The organism is Piscinibacter defluvii, assembly GCF_004011805.1.
In the GTDB taxonomy this organism is placed as follows: Bacteria; Pseudomonadota; Gammaproteobacteria; order Burkholderiales; family Burkholderiaceae_C; genus Piscinibacter; species Piscinibacter defluvii.
Genome location: NZ_RCHJ01000021.1, coordinates 45,557 through 71,391, shown reverse-complemented (window position 1 = coordinate 71,391; position 25,835 = coordinate 45,557). Strand labels below are relative to the sequence as shown.

Below are 25,835 nucleotides of genomic sequence, written 5' to 3'. Positions count from 1 at the left end.
CGCTTACCCGAGCCTGAACACCGCCACCGCATTCACCAGCTGCTGGGCCTGGGCCTTCAGGCTCTCCGCCGCCGCCGCCGACTCTTCGACCAGGGCCGCGTTCTGCTGCGTCACCTGGTCCATCTGCCCCACGGCTTCGCCGACCTGCGTCACCCCCGCGCTCTGCTGCGTGCTGGCGGCGCTGATCTCGCCCATGATGTCGGTGACGCGCCGGATCGAGGTCACCACCTCCTGCATGGTGGCGCCGGCCTGGTCGACCAGGGAAGTGCCCTGGCCGACACGCTCGACGCTGTCGGAGATCAGCGCCTTGATCTCCTTGGCCGCTTCCGCGCTGCGCTGCGCCAGGCTGCGCACCTCGGAGGCGACGACGGCGAAGCCGCGCCCCTGCTCGCCTGCCCGCGCGGCCTCCACCGCCGCGTTCAGTGCCAGGATGTTGGTCTGGAACGCAATGCCGTCGATCACGCCGATGATGTCGGCGATCTTCCTGGAGCTGTCGTTGATGCCCTTCATGGTGTCCACGACGCGGCTCACCACGTCGCCGCCGCTGGCCGCCACGGTGGAAGCGCTGAGCGCCAGCTGGTTCGCCTGCCGCGCGTTGTCGGCGTTCTGCCTGACGGCGCTCGAGAGCTGCTCCATCGACGCCGCAGTCTGCTCGAGCGCGCTCGCCTGCTCCTCGGTGCGCGAGCTGAGGTCGTTGTTGCCCTGGGCGATCTGCACGGAGGCGGTGGCCACGCCCTCGGAGTTGCTGCGCACGCCGGAGACGACACGCGCCAGGTTGTCCTTCATCGCCGCCAGGGCCTGCAGCAGCTTCGCGACCTCGTCTTCGCCCTCGATGCGGATGGGCACGGTCAGGTCGCCCTGCGCCACCGCATTGGAGGCCTGGACGGCATGCTCGAGCGAGTGCGAGATGCCGCGCACCAGCAGGAAGCCGAACACCAGGGCGAACAGCAGACCGGCCCCGATGGCCAGCACCGACGACAGGCGGATGGTGGCGTAGCGGGCCACGGCCTCCTCGTAGGAGCGCCGGCCCTCGTCGAGCTGGTACTTCTGCAACGCATCGATGCCCTGGTGCACCGGCTCATAGAGCGGCCGGACCCTTTCCAGCACCAGCCGTTGCGCCTCCTCGATGTGGTTGGAACGCAGGGCCGCCACGGTGGGCTGCAGCGCGTCGACGACGAACTTGCGCCGGTGCTCGGCAACGCTGCGCGCCAGCGCTTCCTCGTCCGGCGACAAGGCGCTGGCCCGGTAGCTCTCCCACACCCGCGTGATCTCCGCGATGTTGGACTCGACCTCCTTGGTGTTCGCGGCGATCACCTCGGGTGTCGGCGTGACGAGCGAGACGGCGATGGCCAGCCGGTTGCGCAGCAGCCGCGCCTCGATCTCCGCCACCTGCCCCATCGGCACCGTGCGGTGCTCGTAGAGCGACAGCAGCGCCGCGTTGGACTGCGCGATGCCGAACAGCCCGAGGGCTCCGATGCCGACCAGCAGCAGCGACAGCACGCCGACCAGGACGGCGATGCGGGTGGATATCTTCAGCGAGTTCATCGAGTGTCTCCAGGGCGAACGAGGCCGGTGACGCAGCCGCGGGCACACGCAGGTGCAGCGGGCAAGGTCCCGGACCGGTCAGGCTCCCTGGAGTTCCTTCTTCGATGTGATTCGAGATTAGTCGACCTGCGTCAAACGAAGCGCGGACAAGTCGGGCAAAGGCGGTGCTTTTCGTGGTCTCGGCCGACTGCGTGCAAGGCACGCGAGGCGTTCGGCTCGAACCGACCGCGCCCTCAGCCGCCCGCGCGGTAGCCCGCGTCCTTCTCGGCCAGGAAGGCCTGGTTGGCCTCGCGCAGCGCGGCCGCCGCATCGTCGTAGAGGAAGGGCAGGAAGGCGAAGCGCTGGCCGCGCCGCACCGGATCCACCGCGTGCAGCAGCGAGCACGAGAACACCACACCGCTGCCGGCCGGCGGCTTGTAGCGGCGCGGGCCGTACTCGGGGAAGTGCAGCTCGCCGCCCTCGAAGTCGTCGTTCAGGTTGATCGACAGCGCGAAGCGCCGGTGCGCCGTGCCGCGCGTGGTGTTGTCGCGGTGGGCGCGGAAGTGGCCGCCGTCCGCGGCGTCGTAGCAGGCCACCAGGTAGCGCTCCATGCGCGTGGCCTCGAAGCAATGCACCTGGCGGATCACGCTCGCCACGCGCCGGCGGATGCGCTGCTGGATCTCGCGCTTGAGCGCCTCGTCCTCCACGAGGTGGTCGGAGCGCACCTTGTGGCGCGGGTCGTGGCGGCCGACGGTGCGGCCGTCCACCTCCTGCATGAAGCCCGACACCTCGCCGCCATGGCGCCGGTACTCGCCGATCAGCTGCTCGCAGAACGCGGGTTCGAAGATGGCCGGGATCTGGATCACCGGCGCGTGCAGGTCGGTGCCGGCGAACCCGGCCACCGGCGGCAGCGTGCCGAGCAGTTCGAGCAGCGCCGGCAGGTCGGAATCGTCGTTGGCGAAGGGCAGCAGCGCGCGCACCTGCAGGTTCGGGTTGAGCAGCAGCCAGAACGGCCGGTACACCTCCTCGGCCGCCGGCTGCGGCTGCAACGGCAGCGCGCCGTAGAGCCGGCTGACACGACGGTCGAAGTCCCAGAAGTGGCGCATGCCGGGCAGGCGCTCTTGCAGGCGGCCCTGCGCCTCGTCCTGCGGGTCGGCGCTGACGCCGAAGAAGGCGAGCCGGTCGTCGTCGAACAGCGCGCGCTGCGCCTCGGCGAAGGCCAGGCGCTGTGCCCCGCCGGACTGGCCGGCCGAGCCGAGGAAACACAGCAGGATGTAGCGCCCGGCCACCGAATCGAAGGCGTAGTCGGGGTTGCTGGTGTTGCGCTGGCGGAACCAGGGGGCGGGGTCACCGGGCTGCAGCAGGCGGTAGGCGGCGGACATCGCGAAGGCGCAGGAGTGACCGGGCGCCGCATCTTGCCAGAGCGCCGCCGGCGCCCGTGCGGTTCAGCCCTCCGCCAGACGCCACATCCCGAACGCCGGCCCGTGCGCCGGCAGCGTGACCAGGCCGTCCGCGTCGGCGCGCAGGTCGGGGCTGCCGGCCAGGCCGGCGAGTTCGTGCCCGAGCACCGCCGCGGGGATGCGCAGCGGCGCATGCCCGGCACGCGCGGCATGCACCAGCACGCGCTCGCCCGGCGCCTCGCGCAGGAAGCAGATGGCGTCGTCGCCGATCGCCAGCCAGCGCAGCCCGCCGCGCTGCAGTGCCTGGCTGGCCGCGCGGGCCCCGAACAGCGCGCGTGTGTGCGCCAGGCGGGTCCGATCCCAGCGCTCCGGGTGGGCCCAGGGCATGGGGATGCGGGCCTGCTCGGGGCCGAGCGCGGCCAGGCCGATCTCGTCGCCGGCGTAGATCATCGGCACGCCGGGGTAGGCGGCCAGCAGGCCGAAGGCCACGTCGACCAGGCGCGGGTCGCCCAGCAGCGAGGCCACCCGGTGGGTGTCGTGCGAGCCGATCAGGTTCATCGCGTGCAGCGTGGCCTGCCAGGGCGTGACACCGGCGAACGCACGCATCGCCGCCACCACGGCGCGGCCCGGCAGGCGCGGCAGCGTCGGGTACTTGCCGTGCTCGTAGGGCCGAGGTGGCGCGGGCACCAGCCACTGCCACAGCGGCCGGGTGAACGCGGCGTAGTTCATCGTGCCCTGGTAGCCGTCGCCGAGCAGGTCGCGGCTGGCGTCGTGGTTCGACTCGGCCTGCAGGAACGACTCGTCCGTCACCTGCGCCATGGTGCGCCGGATGGTGGTGGCCACGAGATGGCTCAGGTTGACGTCGCCGCGAATGCCGGTCATGTTGGCCACGTCGATGCGCCAGGCGTCGAGTGCGTGCGGGCCGAGCCATTTCGCCACCACCGACCCGCGCCCGTCGTAGAGCCGGCGCCGCAGTTCCTCGCTGCGGTGGTCGAAGATCGGCATCTCGCGCATGCCCCACCAGCCGGCGTAGCGCTCGGGGTGCTGCTCGAAGAAGAAGAACCGGGCTTCCGGCGCGGACGGGTCGGCCAGCGCGGCGCGGAACCACTCGTGCGTGTCGCCGCAGTGGTTGGTGGTGAGGTCGCCCATCAGCTTCATGCCGCGTGCATGGGCGGCCTGCGCCAGGCGCGCCAGCGCTGCGTCGCCGCCCAGCAGCGGATCGACCCGATCGAAGGTCGAGGCGTTGTAGCGGTGGTTGGAGTCGGCCGGGAAGAACGGCGTCAGGTAGAGCGTGCCGACGCCCAGCGAGGCGATGTGGTCCAGGTGCGCGGCGATGCCGTCCAGGTCGCCGCCGTAGAGCTGGCGCGGCGTGTCCGGACCCTCGCCGATGACCGGGTCGTCCCAGGCGGCCGGCAGCGCCCAGGGCGGCGCTGGCCGGTGCTGCGACTTCGCGAAGCGGTCCGGGAAGATCTGGTACATCGTGCCGGTGGCCCAGCGCGGCGGCGGCGTGAACACGCTCAGGCGGAAGTCGCCCGCATCGGGCACGTCGTGCTCGTGCAGGCCCATGCCGTTGAGCCACTGGTAGCCCTGCGCGCCGCCGTCGAGCAGCCAGCGGTAGCTGACCACCGGGTTGACCACCGGCAGCACGGCGCGCAGCCAGGTGTCGTTCGCGTCCTGGCGCTCGAGCTCGGCGCGCACCAGCTCGGGCTCGCCGTCGTTGATCACCCGCACCCAGGCCCGGGTGGTGTCGCTGCCGCGCGGCACGCGCAGCCGCACCGCGACCCGGCCGCCGAGCCGCGGCGTGGGCTCGGGCACGTAGAGCGGCGAGCCGTCGTGGTGCGGCTGGTTCCAGACGGCCAGGGTCATGGGCACTCCTCGCAGGAAGTCAGGCGCGCCGCAGCACCGCCGCGCCGTAGGCCGCCAGCGTGCCGGCCGGCGCCTCGGGCACCGACAGCGCGTGCAGCGCCCAACCGGCGGGCGGCTGCCAGGCCAGCGGGCGGTCGGCGAAGTTCATCACGGTCAGCGTGTGCGGCGTCTCGACGCGGATCACCCGGGTGGCGGCATCGCCGTCGACGCGCACCCGCTGGCGCTCGCGCGGGCCGAGCTCGCCGCTGCGCTTGAGCGCGATCAGGCGCCGGTAGTAGTCGAGGATGGCGCGGCCCTGCGGCGAGCCGGCACGCTCCCAGCGCAGCTTGGAGGCCTCGAAGCTGCTGCGCGCATGCGGGTCGGGCGGCTCGGCGCCGCCGAAGGCGTAGTCGGCCTGGCGGCCCCGGCGCACGGCCTCGACCAGCGCCGGGTCGCCGAAGTCCTCGAAGAACAGGAACGGCGCCGTCTCGCCGTATTCCTCGCCCATGAACAGCATCGGCACGAACGGGCTGGCCATCACCGCGGTGATGCCCAGCAGCGCACGCGGCGCACCGTGGCTGGCGATCATGCGGTCGCCCGCGGGCCGGTTGCCGACCTGGTCGTGGTTCTGGATGTGCACCACATGCTCGCTGCCATGCGTGCCGCTGCCGTCGGTGCCCAGCAGGTAGTGGTAGTGGCGGTCCAGGCGCGTGCCGTCGAGCACGAAACCGTCGCGCAGGGCCTTGACCACGTCCTCGAAGGGACCGAAGTTGAGGTAGTGGCGCCAGGTCTCGCCGGTCAGGCAGGCGTACACGGCGTGGTTCAGGTCGTCGTTCCACTGCGAGTGGTAGCCGAAGCCGCTGTCGGCGGTGACGTGGCGGTTGTTGCGCAGGTGCTCGGCGATCGTCAGCACCTCGCGCCGCTCGCGCCGGCCGATGGTGCGCGCCAGCTCGGTGAACTCGCGCAGGATGTGGACCGGCATCTGGTCGAAGATCAGCGACACCGCGTCCATGCGCACGCCGTCGAAGCCCACGTCCTCCAGCCAGAAGCGCAGGTTCTCGAGGAAGAACGCGCGCACGCCGTGGTTGTGCTCGCCGTCGAAGTTGATCGCCGCGCCCCAGGGCGTCGCCGCGGCCTTGGTGTAGGGCGCGAAGGCTCCGCTGTAGTTGCCCTCCGGGCCGAAGTGGTTGTAGACCACGTCCAGCAGCACCGCGATGCCATGGGCATGCGCCGCCTCGATGAAGGCGCGCAGCTCGGCGTAACTCCCGTAGGCCGCGTGCAGCGCGAACAGGAAGGTGCCGTCGTAGCCCCAGTTGCGTTCGCCCGGGAAGGCCGCCAGCGGCAGCAGCTCGACCACGTTGACGCCCAGGTCGCGCAGGTGCGGCAGGCGCGAACAGGCCGCGGCCAGCGTGCCTTCGGGCGTGAAGGTGCCGACGTGCAGCTCGTAGATGATCGCGTCGGCCATGCGCACGCCGGTCCAGCCCGGGGTGCGCGCGCGCTCGACCTCGACCACCATCGACGGGCCGTGCACGCCCTGCGGCTGGCAGCGCGAGGCCGGGTCGGGCAGGCGCTGCCCGTCCACCTCCAGCCAGTACAGCGTGCCCGGCGGCAGGGCCTCGGTGGTGGCGTGCCACCAGCCGAGCGCGTCGCGCTGCATCGCCAGGCGCGTGCCGGCCTGCGGCAGCAGCACCGCGAGCTGCTGTTTCGTCGGTGCGAACACGCGGAAGGCCGAGCGGCCCTGCGCGTCGCGGTGGTGGCCAACCGGACTCACAGCCGCTCGTACAGCTGGGCCATGCGGCGCAGGCGCTGCGCCGTGTCGCCCGGCACCTGCTCCCAGGCGAATCGCCAGGCCCAGTTGCCCTCGCCCTTGCCGGGGAAGTTCATGCGGTGGCGGCCGTCCAGGCCGAGCACGTCCTGCATCGGGTAGACCGCGCTGTCGGCCACGCTCGCGCAGGCGGCGCGGATCAGGTCCCAGTGCACCGCGCGCCCGTCGCTGGCGAGGTACTCGCGCAGGTGGTGGCGTGCGCCCTCGCCGGCCGTGGCCCACCAGCCCACCGTGGTGTCGTTGTCGTGGCTCCCGGTGTAGACCACCGAGTCGGGTTCGTGGTTGTGCGGCAGGAAGCGCCGCTCGGCACCCTCGCCCTCGCCCCAGGCGAACTGCAGGATGCGCATGCCCGGCAGCCCGGCGCCCTTGCGCAGTGCGTCGACCTCGGGCGTGATCACGCCCAGATCCTCGGCGATCACGGGCACCGGACCGAGCGCGGCCGCGAGTGCGTCGAACAGCGCCTGGCCCGGGCCCTCGACCCAGCGGCCGTGCATCGCCGTCGGCTCGCTGGCCGGGATCTCCCAGTAGCCGGCGAAGCCGCGGAAATGGTCGATGCGCACGATGTCGACCAGCTCCAGCGTGCGCCGCACGCGTTCGATCCACCAGGCGTAGCCTTCCTGCGCGTGGGCAGCCCAGCGGTACAGCGGATTGCCCCAGCGCTGGCCGGTGGCGCTGAACAGGTCCGGCGGCACGCCGGCCACCACGGTGGGACGGCCGTGCGCGTCGAGCTCGAACAGCTCCGGCCGCACCCACACCTCGGCGCTCTGGTGCGCGATGAAGATCGGCGCGTCGCCCACCACCTTGACGCCGCGCTCGTTGGCGTACGCGCGCAGCCGAGCCCACTGGCGGAAGAAGGACCACTGGCAGAAGGTCCAGAAGGCGATGCGCGGCGCATGCCGCTCGCGCGCCTGCGCCAGCGCGGCGCTCTGGCGCCCGGCCAGGCCGTCGGGCCAGTCGCACCAGTCGCGCCAGTCGTGGTGCTCGGCCAGCGCCATGAAGAGTGCGTAGTCGGGCAGCCAGCTCGCGTGGGCCGCGCAGAAGGCGGCCAGCTCCGCGCGGTCGGCGTCGTTCGCCGCGGTGGCGAAGCGCTGCGCCGCGCGCGCCAGGCGCTCCATGCGGAACGGGTACACCGCGGCCCAGTTCACGGCCTGGTCGTCCAGGCCCGCCACCGGCTCGAGATCGGCCGGCTCGAGCCAGCCGCGCTGCTGCAGCTCGGCCAGATCGATCAGCAGCACGTTGCCGGCAAAGGCCGAGCTGCTCATGTAGGGCGAGTTGCCCGGGCCCAGCGGTGCGAGCGGCAGGATCTGCCACAGGCGCTGACCGGCGGCGACCAGCCAGTCGACGAAGTGGTAGGCACCGGGGCCGAAGTCGCCCGAGCCGTGCGGGCCGGGCAGCGAGGTCGGGTGCAGCAGGATGCCGCTGGAGCGCGGGAATCGCATCAGAAATCCTCAGAAGGTGTGAGAGAACCCAGCATGCCCGCGCCGGGGTGGCCAAGGGCCCTGGGCAAGGCGCGGCACGCCGCCCAGACTGGCCGTCTGGGCCAGTGACGCAACGCGGCCCAGGGCCCATGGATGCCCCGGCCCTGCGGGTTGCCCCCGGGATCGCGCCCCCTCGTCGTTGCAAATGCTCGACGTGTCACCCGACACGTCTGTGCTTTGCGCCTCGATGGGGCGCGATCTCGGGGGCAACGCGGGCATGCTGGGTTCTCTCACACCTTCTCGGCGTCGGGCCCGCATCTGAATCGGTTCAGAAGCGGGTGCTGGATTCTGGGTCGCGCGGGGGCGATGTCAAGCCATGCCCCTCGTGCCGGATGCCCCGGGCGGCGCTGCAGCGGCTCGCGCCAGGGCCGCCCGTAGACTGGCGGACCCGTCGATCGCCCCGTGATGCGCAGCTCCGCCCCGCCCAAGTCGCCGACGATCGGCGCCGCGCCGCCCAATCCGCGCCGCCTCACGCTGGCCGACGTGGCCGAGGCGGCCCGGGTCAGCCGCACCACGGCCTCCAATGCCTTCAACCGCCCCGGGCAACTCTCCGCGGCGCTGCGCGAGCATGTGCTCGAGACGGCCCGCGCGCTCGGCTACTTCGGCCCCGACACCACGGCGCGCGCGCTGCGCCGGCGCGAACTGCGCGAGGTCGGCGTGGTGTTCCACCACGACCTCGGCTACGCGCTCAGCGACCCGTCGAGCATCGAGTTCCTGCGCGGCGTGGCCCGCGAGCTCGACGAGCGTCGCCTGACGCTGCAGCTGATCCCGAAGATGGGCCGCCAGCTGATGCTCGAAGCGGCCTTCCAGACCACCGCCGACGTGCTGATCGTGCACGCCGAGATCGGGCCCGAGTTCGTGCCCGAGCTGCGCGCCGCGCGCAAGCCGGTGGTGCTGGTCGACTGCTACGTGCCGGACATCGCCTCGGTGTGCACCGACGACCGCGTCGGCGCCGCGCTGGCCATGCGGCACGCGCTGCAGGCACGGCCCGACGTGGTGGTGGTGCTGTGTTTCCTGGTCACCGAGGCCGAGCGGCGGCGCGTGCTGGCGCAGCGACGACCGGCGCGCTCGGGCTTCGTCGGCACCGAGCGCGTGGCCGGCTACGCACAGGCGGCACGCGAGGCCGGCTTCGGGTTGGACAACATCCTGTGGGTCGAGGTCGACGACCAATGGCCCGAGACCGCCGGCGAACGCATCGCCGAACTGCGCGGCCGGCTGCCCAGCGGCACGCGGCTCGCGATCGTGGCGATGAGCGACCGGCTGGCGCTGGCCGCTCGGAAGACCGTCAAGTCCTGGCGCGGCGTGAAGGTGGTGGCGATCGTCGGCTTCGACGACATCCCGGCGGCGGCCGACGCCGGCCTGACGACGATCCGCCAGGACCATTTCCTCAAGGGACAGCGCTGCGTGCAGGTGGCGCTGGACGGCCTGGAGGCGCCGGTCATGCCGGTGCAGCTGGTCGTCCGCGACACCTGAACCCAGCCCAACAAGATCAGCGCCTTATCTAGATTCGGCGATCTTCCATCCGTGAATTCCCGGTTCAGGGTTCGAAAAGTAGATAAGTAACATAACTATCTGCCGCCACGAACGACCCGGAGAACCACCATGCCCCAGCCCCGCCTGCCTGCCCTGCTCTGCGGCCTCGCCCTCGCGGCGGCGTCGGGCGCCGCCCCGGCGCACGACCGGCACGATCGGCACGGCCGCGACCTGCCGCGCCTGAGCCCGGCCCGCCCGGGCAGCCTGCTGGGCAGCTGCGAGGAACTCGCGGCACGCCTGGCCGGCCTGCCGGGCACCACCATCACCGGTTCGAGCACGGTGGCCGCAGGCACGCTGCTGCAGGGCGGCACGCCGATCGCCGCCCATTGCCGGGTGACCGGGCGCAGCGCCGAGCATGTCAGCCCGGTCGACGGCAAGACCTACGCGATCGGCTTCGAGATGCGCCTGCCGCTGGCCTGGAACGGGCGCTTCTGGCACCAGGGCAACGGCGGCATCGACGGCAACGTCGTGCCGGCCGTCGGCGCGCTCGGCGGCGGGCCGCTGACCGGCGCGCTGGCCCAGGGCTTTGCCGTGCTCAGCTCCGACGCCGGCCACACGCTCGCGCAGGGCGGCCCGGCCTTCGGGCTGGACCCGCAGGCCCGCCGCGACTACGGCTACCAGGCGGTGGGCACGCTGACGCCGATCGCCAAGGCGATCGTCTCGGCCGCCTACGGGCGCGGGCCGGACCGTTCCTACTTCGGCGGCTGTTCGAACGGCGGGCGCCACACGCTGGTGGCCGCGGCGCGCTACACGCAGGAGTACGACGGCTACCTCGCCGGCGCCCCCGGCTACCGGCTGCCGCTGGCGGCGCTGGCCAACATCTGGGGCGCCCAGCGCTATGCGAGCGTGGCCACCGGCGACCCGAACACGCCCCCGGGCCTGGAGACCGCCTTCACGGCCGCCGAGCGCCGCGTGGTGGCCGACGCGGTGCTGGCGCGCTGCGATGCGCTGGATGGCGCCGCCGACGGCCTGGTGCAGGACACCGCGCGCTGCCAGCGCGTGTTCGACTTCCGGCGCGATGTGCCGACCTGCAGCGCCGCGCGCGACGGCACCTGCCTGTCGGCCGCCCAGAAGCTGGCGATCGGGCCGATCTTCGCCGGCGCGACCACGCGCAACGGCACGCCCTTCTACGTGCCCTTCCCGTTCGACAGCGGCATCGCCGGCGGCGGCATCCCGTTCTGGGAATTCACCGCACCGCTGGCGCTCGACTCCGGCGCGGTGGGCACGATCTTCAAGGTGCCGCCCTCGACCGCGGCGCTGACCAATGGCCCGGCCTTCAGCCTCGGCCTGGACATCGACCTCACGCTCGCCGAGCTGTCGGCCACCGATGCGACCTACACCGAATCGGCGCTGGAGTTCATGACGCCGCCGGACGCGCTGGACATGAACGACCTGCGTCGCCGCGGCGCCAAGATCATGGTCTACCACGGCGTCAGCGACCCGATCTTCTCGGTGGCCGACACCGAGCGCTGGTACCGCGGCATCGACCGCAGCAGCGGCGGCCGCGCCGACGAGTTCGCGCGCCTGTACCGCGTGCCCGGCATGGGCCACTGCAGCGGCGGCCCGGCCACCGACCAGGCCGACTTCATCACCCCGCTGCTCGCCTGGGTCGAGGGCGGCCGTGCGCCGGGCGCGATCACCGCCACGGCGCGCGGCACGGGCAACCCGGGCGGCGTCAACCCCGAGGTGCCGGCGAGCTGGTCGCCGGCACGCACGCGGCCCCTGTGCCCCTACCCCTCGGTGGCGCGCTACAAGGGCACGGGCGACGTCGAGAGCGCCTCGCGCTGGATCTGCACGGCACGCGGCCACTGGCTGCACGACCGCGACGACGACTGAAGAGGGCTGGCCTGCCCGGAGGGACTCGAACCCCCGACCTGCTGCTTAGAAGGCAGCTGCTCTATCCAGTTGAGCTACGGGCAGTGTGTGGTGCGGGTCGGCGCGGCCCGCCGATCACCAGGGCTGGGCCGGCAATGGTACGCGAGGCCCCCGGGCGGCTCGCGGTTCAGGCGGCGACCGCATCCCAAGGCGCCACATCGACGCCGCTCGACGAGGCGCCGGGCTGCGGCGCCCCGGCCGCCGTGGCCAGCGGCCCGCCGAGGGCCTCGACCAGATCGGGCAGCAAGCGCTGCAGCTCGCCGGTGGTGATCGCGACGTCGGCATCGAAGCCGTCGTCCGCCGGGTCGGCCGCACCGCCCTTGTCCAGCACCGCGTCGAGCAGCTCGATCTTCTTCAGCGCCAGCGTGTCGGTGAGAACGAACGAGACGCGGCCGTTCCAGGTCATCGCCAGCTTCGTGGGCAGCTTGCCCTGCCTGATGTGCTCCCCGAGTTCGTCGATCTCCAGCGTGTGGCGTGCGTAGCGCACCAGGGCCTTCTCGCTGTCGGGCCGCTTGAGCTCGCAGTCGCGATCGATGCTGAAGCCGGCCGGCGCCTGCTTGTCGCTGAGCCAGGCCGCCATCGCGGTGGCCGGCGACAGCTGCGTCTGCAGCGGCACCAGGCGCAGACCGCCGAACAGGTCGACCAGCTGCGTGGCCACCGCGTCGGCCTTCTTCGGGCTGGCCGCGCCGATGAGCACGCGGCGCGCCTTCAGGTCGATCCAGACCAGCGTCGTCGATCGCTTGGGAAACGCGCGCGGCAGCAGCTCGTGCACGATCTGCTCGCGGATCTCGCGGGCCGCCTTGCCCTTGGGCCGGCGGCCGGTCTCCGCCTCGATCTTGTCGAGCTGCGCTTCGAGCTGTTCCTTGACCACGCTGCCGGGCACGGGCTTGGTCTCGCTGCACAGCTTCAGGACGAGCTGCCCCGCGACACTCTCGATCAGCGCGCCATGCCGTTGCCCGCGCGGCTCCACCCATCCGGCCGATTCGGGCTGGCTCGGGCGACACGCGGTGAACCGGGCGCCGTCGAGGCGGCGTTCGATGTCGCTCTGCGTGGGCGGCTCCCACTGGTCGATGTGGTAGACAAGCGCGTTCTTGAACATGGTGCGGCAGCGGCGAAAGGGGGCGGATTCTAGGGTGCCGGGTGAACCGCGCGCCGGCGATGGACGCTGCGCCGGAGCGCGGTGCGCAGCCGTTGTGGGCGGTGTCGGGCGAGTGTCTCGCGGTCCTGCTCAGCGTCCCCAAGCCGCAGACCGAGATCCCTCAGCCCTGGCGGCCGAGCAGCCTCGCCTGCTCGGCGAGGCGATCGATCGCCGCATTCAGCACCTCGCGCTCCTGCGGGCTCAGGGCCTCGAGCAGGAACGCCTCGCGGGCGCGAACCATCGGCGCGATCTTCTGGAAGAGCGAGCGCCCCGCCGGCGTCACCCGTATCAGCCAGCCGCGACCGTCCTGCGGGTCGGGCAGGCGCTCCACGCAGCCGCGCTCCTGCAGGTTCGAGACGGCGCGGCTGACCTGCATCTTCTCGAGCGTCGTTGCCTCGATCACCTCGGCCGTCCGGACCGTGCCGCGGCCGGCCAGGGCGGCGAGCACGCGCCACTCGTCACGGCTCAGCCCGAAGCGCTCCCGGTACACGAGCGCGATGCACTGGCTGACCTGCTCGCTGAGGACGGCAAGGCGGTAGGGCAGGAAGGTCTGCAGGTCCATCGCAGGTCGGGCACGAATCGGAAGAGCTTCATCGAAGATTTGCCGAGGAGCGGGGGCCCGGCACGCAGGCGCTGGCCCCGTGCATGCCCCTGTTCCTCGACGCCGGCGGCGGCAACATCCTGGCGTTCTTCGAACTGCCCCACTCGCCGGCCATGGGTCGCGACGAGAACACGTCGGCCTGGCTGCAGCACATCGCGCTGCCCGGCCGCCGGCCCGCACTGGAAGCCACGTGAATACTGGTCGGGGTGAGATGATTCGAACATCCGACCCACTGCTCCCAAAGCAGTTGCGCTACCAGGCTGCGCTACACCCCGAGGGCGCTGATTATGCCGTGGCGGGTGCCGGCAGGGCGATCAGGCGCGCCACCGCCATGCACTGGCGGATGTGCTGCTCGCAGACGTACTTCAGCGCCGAGTAGGTCAGCGCGGCCGAGATGGCCTGGCCGGCGATCGGCACCACCTTGGCCGCCTGCTGGGCGGTGAGGCGCACGCCGACCAGGCGCAGCATGGTCATCACGAGCTCGCGCGTCACCAGCCGGCCGATCAGCATGCTGCCGCCGGCCGAGATGGCCTTGTAGACGACCACCTTGCGGTCCGGCGCCAGCCGCTCGATCTGTTCCTCGGTGAGGCCGAAGGCGCGGTTGATGTCGGGGATCAGCTTCATCAGGATGCCGACGTCGGTCACCCAGTCCACGCCCGGCACGGGAATAAGCGCGACGCCGGCCCCGAGCAGTGCGCGCTTGGTGACCAGGCGCCGGCACGCCCGTGCCACGTCCTCGATGCGGCTGTCGCTGTCGGGCACCAGTTCCCACTCGGTCGCTTGCGCGGATTCGGCCATGCACTGCCTCCTGAGGCGCGACTCTAGCGCTGGAGCTGCTCCCACGCTTTTTCGAGCCGCTTGACACTGACCGGCTGGGGCGTGCGCAGTTCCTGCGCGAACAGGCTCACCCGCAGTTCCTCCAGCAGCCAGCGGAACTCCTCCAGCCGGGCGTCGGGCACCCCCTTGCGCTCGGCCAGCGCCCGCGCGAAGCGCTGCTCGAGCGGGCGCAGCTCGGCCAGGCGCTGCGCGTCGCGCACCGGGTCGGCGCGGAACTTGTCCAGCCGCATCTGCACGCCCTTCAGGTAGCGCGGCAGGTGGCCGAGCGCGGCCCAGGACGTGCTCGCGACGAAGCGCTTGGGCACCAGACGCGCGAGCTGGGCCGCGATGTCGTCGGCCGTCTCCTTCGCCGGCCGGCTGTCCTTGAGCTTCCGGCTGGCGGCGGCCCACTCGGCCAGCACCACGCCCGCGGCACGGGCGATCTCCTGCGCGATCAGGTTCAGGCGCCCGCGGCCTTCCTCCAGCCGCTTCGCGAAGCTCGCCGCATCGTGCGGCAGCGGCTCGGCCAGGAAGGCACGCTCCAGCGCCAGGTCGACGACCTGCGCGCGCAGTTCCTCGGCGGTGCCCAGCGGCATGTAGGCCACCGCCATCTTCTGCAGGTCGGGGATGTTCTTCTCGAGGTACTTCAGCGCGTCCTTGAGTTGCAGCGCGACGAGGCGGCGCAGGCCGCCGCGGTGCTTCGCAGCGGCCACCTCGGGTTCGTCGAACACCTCGATCTCGACATGGTCGCCCTGGTCGATCAGTGCCGGGAAGCCGACCAGCGACTGGCCGCCCTTGCGCAGCTCCAGCAGCTCGGGCAGCTCGCCGAAGGTCCAGGCGGTGTAGCGCTCGGCCGGGCGCTCGGGCGGCGGCTCGGGCTCGCGCATGCGGGCGGCGGACGCGGCATGTGCAGGCGCCGGGGTCGCGGACGGGGCAGCGACCGCCGGCACCTTCAACGCTGCCAGCGCCTGGAACGCCGAGCGCGCCTGGCCGCCCAGCTCGGCCTTCAGCGCCGCGAGGTGGCGGCCGGTGCCGAGCTGGCGGCCATGTTCATCGACGACGCGGAAGTTCATCGCCAGGTGCGGGCTGAGCTGCTCGCGCTTGAAGTCGTTGCGCTGCACCGCGAGCTGGGTGCGCTCGCGCACATGGCGCAGCAGCGCATCGAGCAGGTCGCCCTGCGCAAACGGCGTCTCGGCAACGAACTCCTCGGCATAGGCCGGCAGCGGCACGAGGCGCGAGCGCGGGCGCTGGTGCAGCGTCTTCACCAGCGCCAGCACCTTGTCCTTCAGCATGCCGGGCACCAGCCAGTCGCAGCGCTCCTCGTTCACCTGGTTGAGCACGTAGATCGGCACGGTGACGGTCAGGCCGTCCTTCGGGTCGCCCGGCTCGTGCAGGTAGCTCGCGGCGCAGTCGATGCCGCCGAGGCGGATGGTCTTCGGGAAGGCCGCGGTGGTGATGCCGGCCGCCTCGTGCCGCATCAGCTCCTCGCGGGTGAGCTGCAGCAGCCGGGGCTGCTTCTTCGACTCCTCGCGGTACCAGCGTTCGAGCGTCGCGCCGCTCACCACCTCGGCCGGGATCTGCTGGTCGTAGAAGGCGTGGATCAGCTCGTCGTCGACCAGCACGTCCTGGCGGCGCGACTTGTGCTCCAGCTCTTCCACCTGCGCGATCAGCTTGCGGTTGGCCGCGAGGAACGGCAGCTTCGACTCCCACTCGCCGTGGACCAGCGCCTCGCGGATGAAGATGTCGCGCGCAGCCTTCGGGTCGACGTTGCCGAAGTTCACGCGCCGGTTGTTGTAGACCACGATGCCGTAGAGCGTGGCGCGCTCCAGCGCCACCACCTCGGCGGCCTTCTTCTCCCAGTGCGGCTCGAGCAGCTGGGTCTTGATCACGTGCGCGGCGATGCCGGGCAGCCACTGCGGGTCGATCGCCGCGATGCCGCGCGCGTACAGCCGCGTGGTCTCCACCAGCTCGCCGGCGACGATCCAGCGGCCCGGCTTCTTCGATAGGTGCGTGCCCGGATGGCGCCAGAACTTGATGCCGCGCGCGCCGAGGTACCACTCGTCGTCGTCGCTCTTGCAGCCGATGTTGCCCAGCAGCCCGGCCAGCAGCGACAGGTGGATCTGCTCGTAGGTGGCCGGGCTGGCGTTCAGCCGCCAGCCGTGTTCGGCCACCACGGTGTGCAATTGGGCGTGCAGGTCACGCCACTCGCGCACACGGCGCGGCGAGACGAAGTGCTCGCGCAGCAGCTGCTCCTGCTTGCGCACGCTCAGCTTGTGTTCGCCGTGGCCACCCTTGCTGTCCTCGAGCCACTTCCAGAGCTTCAGGTCACCCATGAACTCGGAGCGCTCGTCGTCGAACTTCTTGTGCGCCGCGTCGGCGGCCTGCTGCTGCTCGAGCGGGCGGTCGCGCACGTCCTGCAGGCTGAAGGCCGCGGCAATCACCAGGATCTCGGTCAGCGCCTGGCGCTCGCGCGCCTCCAGGATCATGCGGCCGACCCGCGGGTCGAGTGGCAGCTTGGCCAGCTCGCGGCCGATCTTCGTCAGCTCGTTGGCGTCGTCGACGGCACCGAGCTCGGACAGCAGCTGGTAGCCGTCGGCGATCGCGCGGCGCGGCGGCGGCTCGAGGAAGGGGAAGTCCTCGACGTTGCCCAGGCCGAGCGACTTCATGCGCAGGATCACGCCGGCCAGCGAGGAGCGCAGGATCTCCGGATCGGTGAAACGCGGCCGGGCGGCGAACTCCTTCTCGTCGTAGAGCCGGATGCAGATGCCGTTGGCCACGCGGCCGCAGCGACCGGCGCGCTGGTTCGCCGCGGCCTGGCTGACCGGCTCGATCAGCAGCTGCTCGACCTTGTTGCGGTAGCTGTAGCGCTTGACCCGCGCCGTGCCGGCGTCGATCACGTAGCGGATGCCCGGCACCGTCAGCGAGGTCTCGGCCACGTTGGTGGCCAGCACGATGCGCGGCGCGCCGTGCGGCTCGAACACCCGGTCCTGCTCCTGCTGCGAGAGCCGCGCGAACAGCGGCAGCACCTCCACGCCCGGCGGGTGGTGCTTGCGCAGGTGCTCCGCCGCCTCGCGGATCTCGCGCTCGCCGGGCAGGAAGACGAGCACGTCGCCGCTGCCCTCGCGCCAGAGTTCGTCCACCGCCTCGCCGATGGCGTCGTTCAGGTCGAACTCCTTCGACTCCTCGAACGCTCGCCAGCGCTGCTCGACCGGATACAGCCGCCCCGAGACCTGGATCACCGGCGCCGGGCCGCGCGCCGAGGCGAAGTGCTGCGCGAAGCGGTCGGCGTCGATCGTCGCCGAGGTGACGATCAGCTTCAGGTCGGGCCGGCGCGGCAGGATCTGCTTCAGGTAGCCGAGCAGGAAGTCGATGTTCAGGCTGCGCTCGTGCGCCTCGTCGATGATCAGCGTGTCGTAGGCGCGCAGCAGCGGATCGGTCTGCGTCTCGGCCAGCAGGATGCCGTCGGTCATCAGCTTGACCGAGGCGCCGCGCTGCAGCCGGTCCTGGAAGCGCACCTTGTAGCCGACCACCTCGCCGAGCGGCGACTGCAGTTCCTCGGCGATGCGCTTGGCCACGCTCGAGGCGGCGATGCGGCGCGGCTGCGTGTGGCCGATCAGGCCCTTGCCGCCGGCACCGCGCCCGCGACCGAGCGCCAGCGCGATCTTCGGCAGCTGGGTGGTCTTGCCCGAGCCGGTCTCGCCGCAGACGATCACGACCTGGTGCTCGCGGATCGCCTGCGCGATCTCGTCGCGCCGCGCCGAGACGGGCAGCGCCTCGGGAAAGCTGATCGGCGGAATGGCGGCCGCTGCGGCCGCGGTGGCGGAGGTCACGGGGCGCGGATTATCCGCGCCGCGCACGGCGGCCGTCTCAGCCCGGCTGCGGCAGGTAGGCCATGACGTTCAGCGGCGCGCCCTGCGGGTCGGCGATCACCGCGAACCGGCCGACGCCGGGAATGTCGGTCGGCGGGTGCAGCACCATGCCGCCCAGCGAGGCGGCATGCGCGACCGTCGCATCGACATCCATCACGGTCACGTACGGGCACCAGTTCGGCGGCATCGCGCCGGTGCCCGGCGGCATGCCCATGATGCCGCCCACCGGCGCGCCGCCGGCCTTGACCACCCGGTAGGGCCCGGTGGGCATGTCCATGACCTCGATCGTCCAGCCGAACAGGCTGGCGTAGAAGCTGGCGGCTGCCTGCGGGTCCTTGGTCATCAGTTCGGACCAGCTGAAGGCGCCCGGGGTGGTGAATGGGTCCATCGGGTACTCCGGGTACTGCGGGGGAGAGACCCATCCTGCGCCGCGCCGGCAGGCCCGTCAACGGCCCGCCGTCAAGGGCTGCGGCACAATCGCGCCAGCCTCCCGAACCGCGCCGATGGACCTCGTCTTTCCCCACACCTTCGTGCCGTGGTTCCGCCACGTCGCGCCCTACATCCACGCTTACCGGGGCAAGACCTTCGTGGTGGCGATCGCCGGCGAGCTGATCGCCGCGGGCAAGCTCGACCGCTTCGCGCAGGACCTGGCGATCCTGCACGCGATGGGCATCAAGCTGGTGCTGGTGCACGGCTTCCGGCCGCAGGTCAGCGAGCAGTTGCGTGTCAAGGGCCACCCGGCGCGCTTCAGCCACGGCATGCGCATCACCGATGCGGTGGCGCTGGACTGCGCGCAGGAGGCCGCTGGCCAGCTGCGCTTCGAGATCGAGGCCGCGTTCTCGCAGGGCCTGCCGAACACGCCGATGGCCAACGCGATCGTGCGCGTGGTGTCGGGCAACTTCCTCACCGCGCGCCCGGTGGGCATCGTCGACGGCGTCGACTTCATGCACAGCGGCGTGGTGCGCAAGGTCGACGCCACCGCGATCCGCCGCGCCATCGACATCGGCGCGCTGGTGCTGCTCTCGCCGTTCGGCTTCTCGCCCACCGGCGAGGCCTTCAACCTGACGATGGAGGACGTGGCGACGAGCACCGCCGTCGCCCTGCAGGCCGACAAGCTGCTCTTCATCACCGAGGTGCCGGGCATCCAGGAGAAGCCGGGTGACCCGGACAGCGGCATCGACACCGAGCTCGCCCTGGCCGACGCCGAGCGCCTGCTCGCCGGGCTGCCCAACCCGACCCAGCCGACCGACACCGCGTTCTACCTGCAGCACTGCGTCAAGGCCTGCCGCGGCGGCGTGGAGCGCTCGCACATCCTGCCCTTCGCGGTGGACGGTGCGCTGCTGATGGAGGTGTTCACGCACGACGGCATCGGCACCATGGTGGTGGACGAGAAGCTCGAGAGCCTGCGCGAGGCCTCGGTGGACGACATCGGCGGCATCCTGCAGCTGATCGAGCCCTTCGAGGCCGACGGCACGCTGGTCAAGCGCAGCCGCACCGAGATCGAGCGCGACATCGGCCACTACACGGTGATCGAGCACGACGGCGTGATCTTCGGCTGCGCCGCGCTGTACGGCTACCCGGAGGCCCGCACCGCGGAGCTGGCCGCGCTGACCGTCTCGCCGCAGGTGCAGGGCCAGGGCGACGGCGAGCGCATCCTCAAGCGCGTCGAGCAGCGTGCCAAGGCCATGGGGCTGGAGAGCATCTTCGTGCTGACCACGCGCACGATGCATTGGTTCAAGAAGCGCGGCTTCGCGCCGGTCGACCCCGACTGGCTGCCCGAGGCGCGCAAGCGCAAGTACAACTGGGACCGGCGCTCGCAGGTGCTGGTCAAGAAACTCTGAAAGGACACGCCATGCCGCGCACCATCCAATGCAGCTACCTGAAGAAGGAGGCCGAGGGCCTGGACTTCGCGCCCTACCCGGGCGAACTGGGCAAGCGCATCTACAACGAGATCAGCAAGGAGGCCTGGCAGCTGTGGATGAAGCACCAGACCATGCTCGTCAACGAGAACCGGCTCAACCTGGCCGACCAGCGCGCCCGCCAGTACCTGGCGCGCCAGATGGAGCGCTTCTTCTTCGGCGAAGGCGCCGAGCAGCCGGCGGGCTACGTGCCGCCAGCGGCGTGATCGCGCCTTGATCGCGCGCAACTGAGAACCATTCGCGTTCGTGGTTAGAATGCGGGCTTCCGTCCCCCTGGAGCCCGCATGTCTGCCCTTCGTGCCCTCGCCGCCGTCGCGGCCCTCGCCCTGCCCCTGGCCGCCACGGCCCAGGAGAAGGTGCTCAACCTCTATTCGGCCCGCCACTACCAGACCGACGAGGCGCTGTACGCCAACTTCACGAAGGCGACGGGCATCCGCATCAACCGCATCGACGCCGACGATGCCGGCATCCTGGCGCGCCTGAAGAGCGAAGGCAGTTCCAGCCCGGCAGACGTGATCCTGCTGGTCGACGCGGCGCGGCTGTGGCGCGGCGAGGCCGACGGCCTGTTCCAGCCGGTCAAGTCGGCGCTGCTCGAGCAGCGCATCCCTGCCAACCTGCGCGGCGAGGACAAGGGCACGGGCTCGGCCTGGTACGGCTTCTCGACCCGCGCCCGCGTGATCGTCTACAACAAGGTCGGCGTCAAGCGCGAGGACGTCGACACCTACGAGGAACTGGCCGACCCGAAGAACAAGGGCAAGGTCTGCACGCGCTCGGGCTCGCACCCGTACAACCTGTCCCTGTTCGGCGCCGTGCTGCAGCACCTGGGCGAGCCGGCCACGGAGACGTGGCTCAAGGGGCTGGTCGACAACATGGCGCGGGCGCCCAAGGGCGGCGACACCGACCAGATCAAGGCCGTGGCCAGCGGCGAATGCCAGATCGGCGTGACCAACACCTACTACCTCGCGCGCATGATGCGTTCGACCAATCCCGACGACCGCGCGGTGGTGGAAAAGGTCGCCGTGGTGTTTCCGAACCAGTCGAGCTGGGGCACGCACGTGAATATCGCCGGCGCCGGCGTGGCGAAGAATGCGCCGAATCGCGCGGCGGCCGTGCAATTCCTCGAATACCTCGCCAGCGACTCGGCACAAACCTATTTCGCCGACGGCAACAACGAATGGCCGGCGGTCAGCGCGGTGCGCAGCGCCAACCCGGCCCTGGCCGCACTCGGGGATTTCCGGGCCGAGACGATTCCCGTCTCGGTGATCGGCATGAACCAGGCCAAGGTGCAGCAGATGCTCGACCGGGTGGGCTACAAGTAACCTTCCGATAAACTCCCGCCGACATTTTCGACGGGAGGTTTTCATGGCCACGCTGCAGGAACTGCTGGCGCAGAAGGAAGCGCTCGAGCGCGAGATCGAACTGCGCAAGAAGCAGGACCGCGCCGAGGCGATCGCCAAGGTGCGCGCGCTGATGGACGAGTACGGCCTGACGGTGGCCGACCTGAGCATGCGCGCCGGATCGAAGGCGGCCGGCAAACCCGGCGGCAAGGTGGCCGTGAAGTACCGCAACGCCGCCACCGGCGACACCTGGAGCGGCCGCGGCCTGCAGCCGAACTGGCTCAAGAAGGAACTGGCGGCAGGCCGCCGGCTCGAGGACTTCGCCGTCTGACGGCCCGGGGCGTCCGCGCCCCTCGGTAGACTTGCCGGGTGATCCCACCGGGCTTCATCCAGGAACTGCTGACGCGGGTCGACATCGTCGACCTGGTGGGTCGCTACGTCCAGCTCAAGAAGACCGGCATCAACCACAAGGGGCTGTGCCCCTTCCACGGCGAGAAGACGCCCAGCTTCATCGTCAACGCGTCGCGCCAGACCTACCACTGCTTCGGCTGCGGCGCGCATGGCAACGCGGTCGGCTTCCTGATGGAGCACGCCGGGCTGAGCTTCCCGGACGCGGTGCGTGACCTGGCCCAGCAGCTCGGCATGACGGTGCCCGAGGACGATGCCTCGCCGGCCGAGCGCGAGCGCGCCGCGGCGCAGAAGCAGCGCCAGGCCACGCTGACCGAGGTGCTCGCCAAGGCCGCCGAGCACTACCGCAAGGCGCTCAAGGCCGACCCGCGCGCGATCGACTACCTGAAGCGCCGCGGCCTGACCGGAGAGATCGCCGCCCGCTTCGGCCTCGGGTACGCGCCCCCGGGCTGGCGCAACCTGGCCAGCGCCTTCGCGCACTACGACGACCCGCTGCTCGAGGAGAGCGGGCTGGTGATCGTGCGCGAGGCCGACAGCGGCGACGAGGCCGAGCGCAAGCGCTACGACCGATTCCGCGACCGGGTCATGTTCCCGATCCGCTCGGTGCAGGGCGAGGTGATCGGCTTCGGCGGGCGGGTCATCGACCAGGGTGAACCGAAGTACCTGAACTCGCCGGAGACACCGGTGTTCAGCAAGGGCCGCGAGCTGTATGGCCTGTACGAGGGCCGCACGGCGATCCGCCAGCGCGGCTATGCGCTGGTGGTCGAGGGCTACATGGACGTGGTCGCGCTGGCCCAGTCCGGCTTCGGCAATGCGGTGGCGACGCTGGGCACCGCCTGCACCGCCGAACATGTGCAGAAGCTGTTCCGCTTCACCGATTCGGTGGTGTTCAGCTTCGACGGCGATGCCGCCGGGCGCCGCGCCGCGGGGCGTGCGCTGGAGGCGAGCCTGCCGCATGCCAGCGACACCCGCACCGTGCGCTTCCTGTTCCTGCCGCCCGAGCACGACCCGGATTCCTATGTCCGGGAGCTCGGTGCCGAGGCGTTCGAGAAATGCGTCGCACAGGCGGTGCCCTTGTCGCGCCAGCTGGTCGAGGCCGCCAAGGAAGACGCCGACCTGGCCAGCGCCGAGGGCCGCGCCCGTTTCGTGGTGCAGGCCCGCCCGCTCTGGGCAGCGCTGCCCGAGGGCATGCTCAAGCGCCAGCTGCTCGGCCAGATCGCCTCGGAGGCCGCCCTGCCGGTCGAGGAACTGGCGCAGGCCTGGCAGACCCAGGCGGCACCGGTCCCGGCACGCAGCCCCGCGCCCCCGCGCCGGCCGCCGGCCGGTCCGCGCCGCCCGATGCCGCGCCAGCCCGAGGACCGGGCGCTCTGGGCCCTGCTGCTCGAATGCGGCTGGTGGGCCGAGCTGAGCGCCGAGGACCACGACACCCTGTGCCAGCTGGCGAGCTGGCACGGCGAGGCCTTCCGCCTGGTCGACCGGGCGGCGCACGACGAAGGCGCCCTGCCCTGGGCGGCGCTGCGCGAACGCTTGGGGACAGAAGACTGGGGCCCGCGCGCCGTCGCACTGGTCGACAGCGAGGACCCGGCCATCGAGCCGACGCTGGACGACCTGCGCAACTCGATCCGGCAGCTGCGCCTGAACGCCCAGCGGCAGGAAAGCATGCGCATCCTCGGCTGGCGCTGAGCGCCGGGGAGATGCGACGCGGCTTCCGCGCCACAGCGGACCGCGGCGCCGTCGCCTATAATTTCGGGCTTCGTACGCGGCAAGAGTGACAGCAGCACCTCCGGGCCCCGGCCACCCTGCGACACAGGGTTCATCCAAAGGCCACCCCTTCCCCGCAAGGGCTGCACCGTTCGGAATGTCCACGCCAGCTTGCCCGCACACCGCCGACCGGCAGCCCGCCCAGCGAGCCGCCGGCCGGCTTGCGCATGTCCACGTCACGCACCACCTGTGCCGCGGGCAGCGCCTGAATTGGCTACCCACCATCCGAGGATCCGCATGACCGCGAAGAAGACCGCCGCCCCCGCCAAGGCCGCGAAGCCTGCCGCCGCGCCCGCCAAGGCCGCCGGCAAGCACGCCAAGGCCGAGCCGGAGGACAAGAAGAAGCCCGTCGCCAAGGCCGCGGCCGAACCGGTCAAGGGCAAGGCCGCCGAGGCCGCCAAGCCGGCGGCCAAGGGTGCCAAGGCGGTCGAGCCGCCCAAGGGCAAGGCGCCGGCGGCCAAGAAGGGCAAGGTCGACGAGAAGGCCAAGAAGGAGGAGATCGAGGAGGAGGACTTCGCCGACGACGAAGTCGAGATCGAGGCCGAGCCCGAGGTCGAGGCCGTCGACGAGAAGGCGGAGAAGGCCAAGCCGCTGCGCATGAAGGTCAGCCGCGCCAAGGAGCGCGCGCTGATGCGCGAGTTCGGCCTCGACGAGACCGCGCTCACCGAGGAGGAAGTCGCCAAGCGCCGCCAGGAGCTGAAGACCCTCATCAAGATGGGCAAGACGCGGGGTTTCCTGACGCACCAGGAGATCAACGACCACCTGCCCGAGAAGCTGGTCGACAACGAGATCCTCGAGGCCATCGTCTCGATGCTCAACGACATGGGCATCGCGGTCTACGAGCAGGCGCCCGACGCGGCCACGCTGCTGATCGCCGGCGGCGGCACCACCACCGCGACCGAGGAAGAGGCCGAGGAGGCCGCCGAGGCCGCGTTGTCCACGGTCGATTCCGAGTTCGGCCGCACCACCGACCCGGTGCGCATGTACATGCGCGAGATGGGCACGGTGGAACTGCTCACGCGCGAAGGCGAGATCGAGATCGCCAAGCGCATCGAGAGCGGCCTGCAGGCCATGATGCTGGCGATCTCCGCCTCGCCCACCACCATCGCCGAGCTGCTCAGCTACGCCGACCGCATCGGCGCCGGCGAGATGCAGATCTCCGAGGTGGTCGACGGCTTCGTCTCGGAGGACGAGGCGGACGACTACGTCGCCGAGGAGGACGTCGACTTCTTCGACGACGACGACGACGACGACGGCGCCGGCGGCAGCAAGGCGCTGACCAAGAAGCTCGAGGAGCTGAAGGCCGCCGCGATGGTCAAGTTCGACGCGCTGCGCCAGAACTTCGACAAGATGCGCAAGGCCTTCGAGAAGGACGGCTACCGCTCGCCGGCCTACGACCGCGCCCAGCATGCCATCAGCAGCGAGCTGATGACGATCCGCTTCACGGTCAAGACGATCGAGAAGCTGTGCGGCATCCTGCGCTCGCAGGTCGACGACGTGCGCCGCTACGAGCGCGAGCTGCGCAAGATCCTGGTCGACAAGTGCGGCATGCCGCAGGAGTACTTCATCAAGCACTTCCCGCCCAATGCGCTGAACCTGAAGTGGGCCGAGAAGGAGGCCGCCTCGGGCAAGCCGTACAGCGTGGTGATGCAGCGCAACCTGCCGCCGGTGCAGGAGCTGCAGAAGAAGCTGATCGACGTGCAGGCGCGCGCGGTGGTGCCGCTGGAGGACCTCAAGGACATCAACCGCAAGATGAACGAGGGCGAGAAGGCCTCGCGCGACGCGAAGAAGGAGATGATCGAGGCCAACCTGCGCCTGGTGATCTCGATCGCGAAGAAGTACACCAACCGCGGCCTGCAGTTCCTCGACCTCATCCAGGAAGGCAACATCGGCCTGATGAAGGCGGTCGACAAGTTCGAATACCGCCGCGGCTACAAGTTCTCGACCTACGCCACCTGGTGGATCCGCCAGGCCATCACGCGTTCGATCGCCGACCAGGCGCGCACCATCCGCATCCCGGTGCACATGATCGAGACGATCAACAAGATGAACCGGTTGAGCCGCCAGCACCTGCAGGAGTTCGGCTTCGAGCCGGATGCGCCGACGCTCGCGGAGAAGATGGAGATCCCCGAGGACAAGATCCGCAAGATCATGAAGATCGCCAAGGAGCCGATCTCCATGGAGACGCCGATCGGCGACGACGACGATTCGCACCTGGGCGACTTCATCGAGGACACCAACAACACCGCGCCGATCGACGCCGCCATGCAGGCCGGCCTGCGCGACGTGGTCAAGGACATCCTCGACTCGCTGACCCCGCGCGAGGCCAAGGTGCTGCGCATGCGCTTCGGCATCGAGATGTCGACCGACCACACGCTGGAGGAAGTGGGCAAGCAGTTCGACGTGACGCGCGAGCGCATCCGCCAGATCGAGGCCAAGGCGATCCGCAAGCTCAAGCACCCGAGCCGATCGGACAAGCTGCGCACCTACCTCGACAACCTCTGAG

The 25,835-nt window shown here is 71.0% G+C and carries 18 protein-coding genes, 2 tRNA genes and 1 pseudogene; 9 read left to right on the top strand and 12 right to left on the bottom strand.

Annotated features, from left to right (window positions below; translation table 11 throughout):
• Positions 1-3: 3 nt before the first annotated feature.
• From D9C15_RS34520 to malQ, 5 genes are all read right to left on the bottom strand, one after another.
• Positions 4-1,545, bottom strand: a complete 1,542-nt coding sequence (locus D9C15_RS34520) for a methyl-accepting chemotaxis protein (RefSeq protein WP_128001715.1) — start codon at positions 1,543-1,545, stop codon at positions 4-6.
• Positions 1,546-1,778: 233 nt separating this feature from the next.
• Complete coding sequence (locus D9C15_RS26285; RefSeq protein ID WP_128001713.1) at positions 1,779-2,906, bottom strand: 2OG-Fe(II) oxygenase; 1,128 nt, start codon at positions 2,904-2,906, stop codon at positions 1,779-1,781.
• 63 nt (positions 2,907-2,969) lie between these two features.
• Positions 2,970-4,790 carry an alpha-amylase family glycosyl hydrolase gene (locus tag D9C15_RS26280; RefSeq protein WP_128001711.1) on the bottom strand — a complete coding sequence of 607 codons (1,821 nt, stop codon included), beginning with the start codon at positions 4,788-4,790 and terminating at the stop codon, positions 2,970-2,972.
• Positions 4,791-4,809: 19 nt separating this feature from the next.
• Positions 4,810-6,540 carry a malto-oligosyltrehalose trehalohydrolase gene (gene treZ / locus D9C15_RS26275; protein WP_128001709.1) on the bottom strand — a complete coding sequence of 577 codons (1,731 nt, stop codon included), beginning with the start codon at positions 6,538-6,540 and terminating at the stop codon, positions 4,810-4,812.
• Positions 6,537-8,033, bottom strand: coding sequence for a 4-alpha-glucanotransferase (malQ, locus tag D9C15_RS26270; RefSeq protein WP_128001708.1), 1,497 nt, complete (start codon positions 8,031-8,033; stop codon positions 6,537-6,539). Before malQ ends, treZ begins: the two co-directional genes overlap by 4 nt.
• Positions 8,034-8,477: 444 nt before the next feature.
• Between malQ and D9C15_RS26265 the strand changes: the two genes are divergently transcribed.
• Positions 8,478-9,545 (top strand): LacI family DNA-binding transcriptional regulator, encoded by a 1,068-nt coding sequence (locus D9C15_RS26265; RefSeq protein ID WP_128001706.1) that lies wholly within the window; start codon positions 8,478-8,480, stop codon positions 9,543-9,545.
• A gap of 129 nt (positions 9,546-9,674) precedes the next feature.
• Entirely contained in the window at positions 9,675-11,441 is a 1,767-nt protein-coding gene (locus tag D9C15_RS26260; RefSeq protein ID WP_128001704.1) for a tannase/feruloyl esterase family alpha/beta hydrolase, read from the top strand.
• 7 nt (positions 11,442-11,448) lie between these two features.
• On the opposite strand, the gene D9C15_RS26255 is transcribed toward D9C15_RS26260, so the two are convergent.
• The 3 genes from D9C15_RS26255 to D9C15_RS26245 all read right to left on the bottom strand — a co-directional run bounded on the left by D9C15_RS26255 (position 11,449) and on the right by D9C15_RS26245 (position 13,180).
• Positions 11,449-11,525: transfer RNA gene (locus D9C15_RS26255), tRNA-Arg, on the bottom strand.
• An 82-nt stretch (positions 11,526-11,607) separates the two neighbouring features.
• On the bottom strand, positions 11,608-12,579 hold the full coding sequence (locus D9C15_RS26250) for a recombination-associated protein RdgC (protein WP_128001702.1): 972 nt from the start codon (positions 12,577-12,579) through the stop codon (positions 11,608-11,610).
• Positions 12,580-12,739: 160 nt separating this feature from the next.
• Complete coding sequence (locus D9C15_RS26245) at positions 12,740-13,180, bottom strand: MarR family winged helix-turn-helix transcriptional regulator (protein WP_128001700.1); 441 nt, start codon at positions 13,178-13,180, stop codon at positions 12,740-12,742.
• 41 nt (positions 13,181-13,221) lie between these two features.
• On the opposite strand from D9C15_RS26245, the pseudogene D9C15_RS33530 reads away from it, so the two are divergent.
• Positions 13,222-13,377 (top strand): annotated as a pseudogene (locus D9C15_RS33530) (VOC family protein); the annotation flags it as partial.
• 40 nt (positions 13,378-13,417) lie between these two features.
• Here the strand turns inward: D9C15_RS33530 and D9C15_RS26240 are convergent.
• The 4 genes from D9C15_RS26240 to D9C15_RS26225 form a co-directional block, all read right to left on the bottom strand.
• Positions 13,418-13,494 (bottom strand) — tRNA-Pro (locus D9C15_RS26240).
• A gap of 10 nt (positions 13,495-13,504) precedes the next feature.
• Positions 13,505-14,017 carry a hypothetical protein gene (locus D9C15_RS26235; protein ID WP_128001698.1) on the bottom strand — a complete coding sequence of 171 codons (513 nt, stop codon included), beginning with the start codon at positions 14,015-14,017 and terminating at the stop codon, positions 13,505-13,507.
• A gap of 23 nt (positions 14,018-14,040) precedes the next feature.
• Positions 14,041-17,865 carry an ATP-dependent RNA helicase HrpA gene (gene hrpA / locus D9C15_RS26230; RefSeq protein ID WP_240668605.1) on the bottom strand — a complete coding sequence of 1,275 codons (3,825 nt, stop codon included), beginning with the start codon at positions 17,863-17,865 and terminating at the stop codon, positions 14,041-14,043.
• A 37-nt stretch (positions 17,866-17,902) separates the two neighbouring features.
• Entirely contained in the window at positions 17,903-18,292 is a 390-nt protein-coding gene (locus tag D9C15_RS26225; protein ID WP_128001696.1) for a VOC family protein, read from the bottom strand.
• Positions 18,293-18,407: 115 nt separating this feature from the next.
• Here D9C15_RS26225 and argA point away from each other — a divergent pair, with 115 nt between their 5' ends.
• The 6 genes from argA (at position 18,408) to rpoD (ending at position 25,834) form a co-directional block, all read left to right on the top strand.
• Positions 18,408-19,745, top strand: coding sequence for an amino-acid N-acetyltransferase (gene argA, locus D9C15_RS26220; RefSeq protein ID WP_128001694.1), 1,338 nt, complete (start codon positions 18,408-18,410; stop codon positions 19,743-19,745).
• Positions 19,746-19,756: 11 nt separating this feature from the next.
• Positions 19,757-20,029 (top strand): oxidative damage protection protein, encoded by a 273-nt coding sequence (locus D9C15_RS26215; protein WP_128001693.1) that lies wholly within the window; start codon positions 19,757-19,759, stop codon positions 20,027-20,029.
• A 78-nt stretch (positions 20,030-20,107) separates the two neighbouring features.
• Positions 20,108-21,142, top strand: coding sequence for an extracellular solute-binding protein (locus D9C15_RS26210; RefSeq protein ID WP_128001691.1), 1,035 nt, complete (start codon positions 20,108-20,110; stop codon positions 21,140-21,142).
• Between the two features lie 43 nt (positions 21,143-21,185).
• Positions 21,186-21,491 (top strand): H-NS histone family protein, encoded by a 306-nt coding sequence (locus D9C15_RS26205; protein ID WP_128001689.1) that lies wholly within the window; start codon positions 21,186-21,188, stop codon positions 21,489-21,491.
• A 38-nt stretch (positions 21,492-21,529) separates the two neighbouring features.
• Positions 21,530-23,251, top strand: a complete 1,722-nt coding sequence (gene dnaG, locus D9C15_RS26200) for a DNA primase (protein WP_128001687.1) — start codon at positions 21,530-21,532, stop codon at positions 23,249-23,251.
• A 315-nt stretch (positions 23,252-23,566) separates the two neighbouring features.
• Positions 23,567-25,834, top strand: coding sequence for an RNA polymerase sigma factor RpoD (rpoD, locus tag D9C15_RS26195; RefSeq protein ID WP_128001685.1), 2,268 nt, complete (start codon positions 23,567-23,569; stop codon positions 25,832-25,834).
• The last annotated feature ends 1 nt before the right edge of the window (position 25,835 follow it).

What these genes read in the sequence shown, in the direction of transcription:
- D9C15_RS34520 (WP_128001715.1), bottom strand. Translation starts at nt 1,545, where the DNA reads ATGAACTCGCTGAAGATATCCACCCGCATCGCCGTCCTGGTCGGCGTG.
- D9C15_RS26285 (WP_128001713.1), bottom strand. Translation starts at nt 2,906, where the DNA reads ATGTCCGCCGCCTACCGCCTGCTGCAGCCCGGTGACCCCGCCCCCTGG.
- D9C15_RS26280 (WP_128001711.1), bottom strand. Translation starts at nt 4,790, where the DNA reads ATGACCCTGGCCGTCTGGAACCAGCCGCACCACGACGGCTCGCCGCTC.
- malQ (WP_128001708.1), bottom strand. Translation starts at nt 8,033, where the DNA reads ATGCGATTCCCGCGCTCCAGCGGCATCCTGCTGCACCCGACCTCGCTG.
- D9C15_RS26265 (WP_128001706.1), top strand. Translation starts at nt 8,478, where the DNA reads ATGCGCAGCTCCGCCCCGCCCAAGTCGCCGACGATCGGCGCCGCGCCG.
- D9C15_RS26260 (WP_128001704.1), top strand. Translation starts at nt 9,675, where the DNA reads ATGCCCCAGCCCCGCCTGCCTGCCCTGCTCTGCGGCCTCGCCCTCGCG.
- D9C15_RS26250 (WP_128001702.1), bottom strand. Translation starts at nt 12,579, where the DNA reads ATGTTCAAGAACGCGCTTGTCTACCACATCGACCAGTGGGAGCCGCCC.
- D9C15_RS26245 (WP_128001700.1), bottom strand. Translation starts at nt 13,180, where the DNA reads ATGGACCTGCAGACCTTCCTGCCCTACCGCCTTGCCGTCCTCAGCGAG.
- D9C15_RS26235 (WP_128001698.1), bottom strand. Translation starts at nt 14,017, where the DNA reads ATGGCCGAATCCGCGCAAGCGACCGAGTGGGAACTGGTGCCCGACAGC.
- D9C15_RS26225 (WP_128001696.1), bottom strand. Translation starts at nt 18,292, where the DNA reads ATGGACCCATTCACCACCCCGGGCGCCTTCAGCTGGTCCGAACTGATG.
- argA (WP_128001694.1), top strand. Translation starts at nt 18,408, where the DNA reads ATGGACCTCGTCTTTCCCCACACCTTCGTGCCGTGGTTCCGCCACGTC.
- D9C15_RS26215 (WP_128001693.1), top strand. Translation starts at nt 19,757, where the DNA reads ATGCCGCGCACCATCCAATGCAGCTACCTGAAGAAGGAGGCCGAGGGC.
- D9C15_RS26210 (WP_128001691.1), top strand. Translation starts at nt 20,108, where the DNA reads ATGTCTGCCCTTCGTGCCCTCGCCGCCGTCGCGGCCCTCGCCCTGCCC.
- D9C15_RS26205 (WP_128001689.1), top strand. Translation starts at nt 21,186, where the DNA reads ATGGCCACGCTGCAGGAACTGCTGGCGCAGAAGGAAGCGCTCGAGCGC.
- rpoD (WP_128001685.1), top strand. Translation starts at nt 23,567, where the DNA reads ATGACCGCGAAGAAGACCGCCGCCCCCGCCAAGGCCGCGAAGCCTGCC.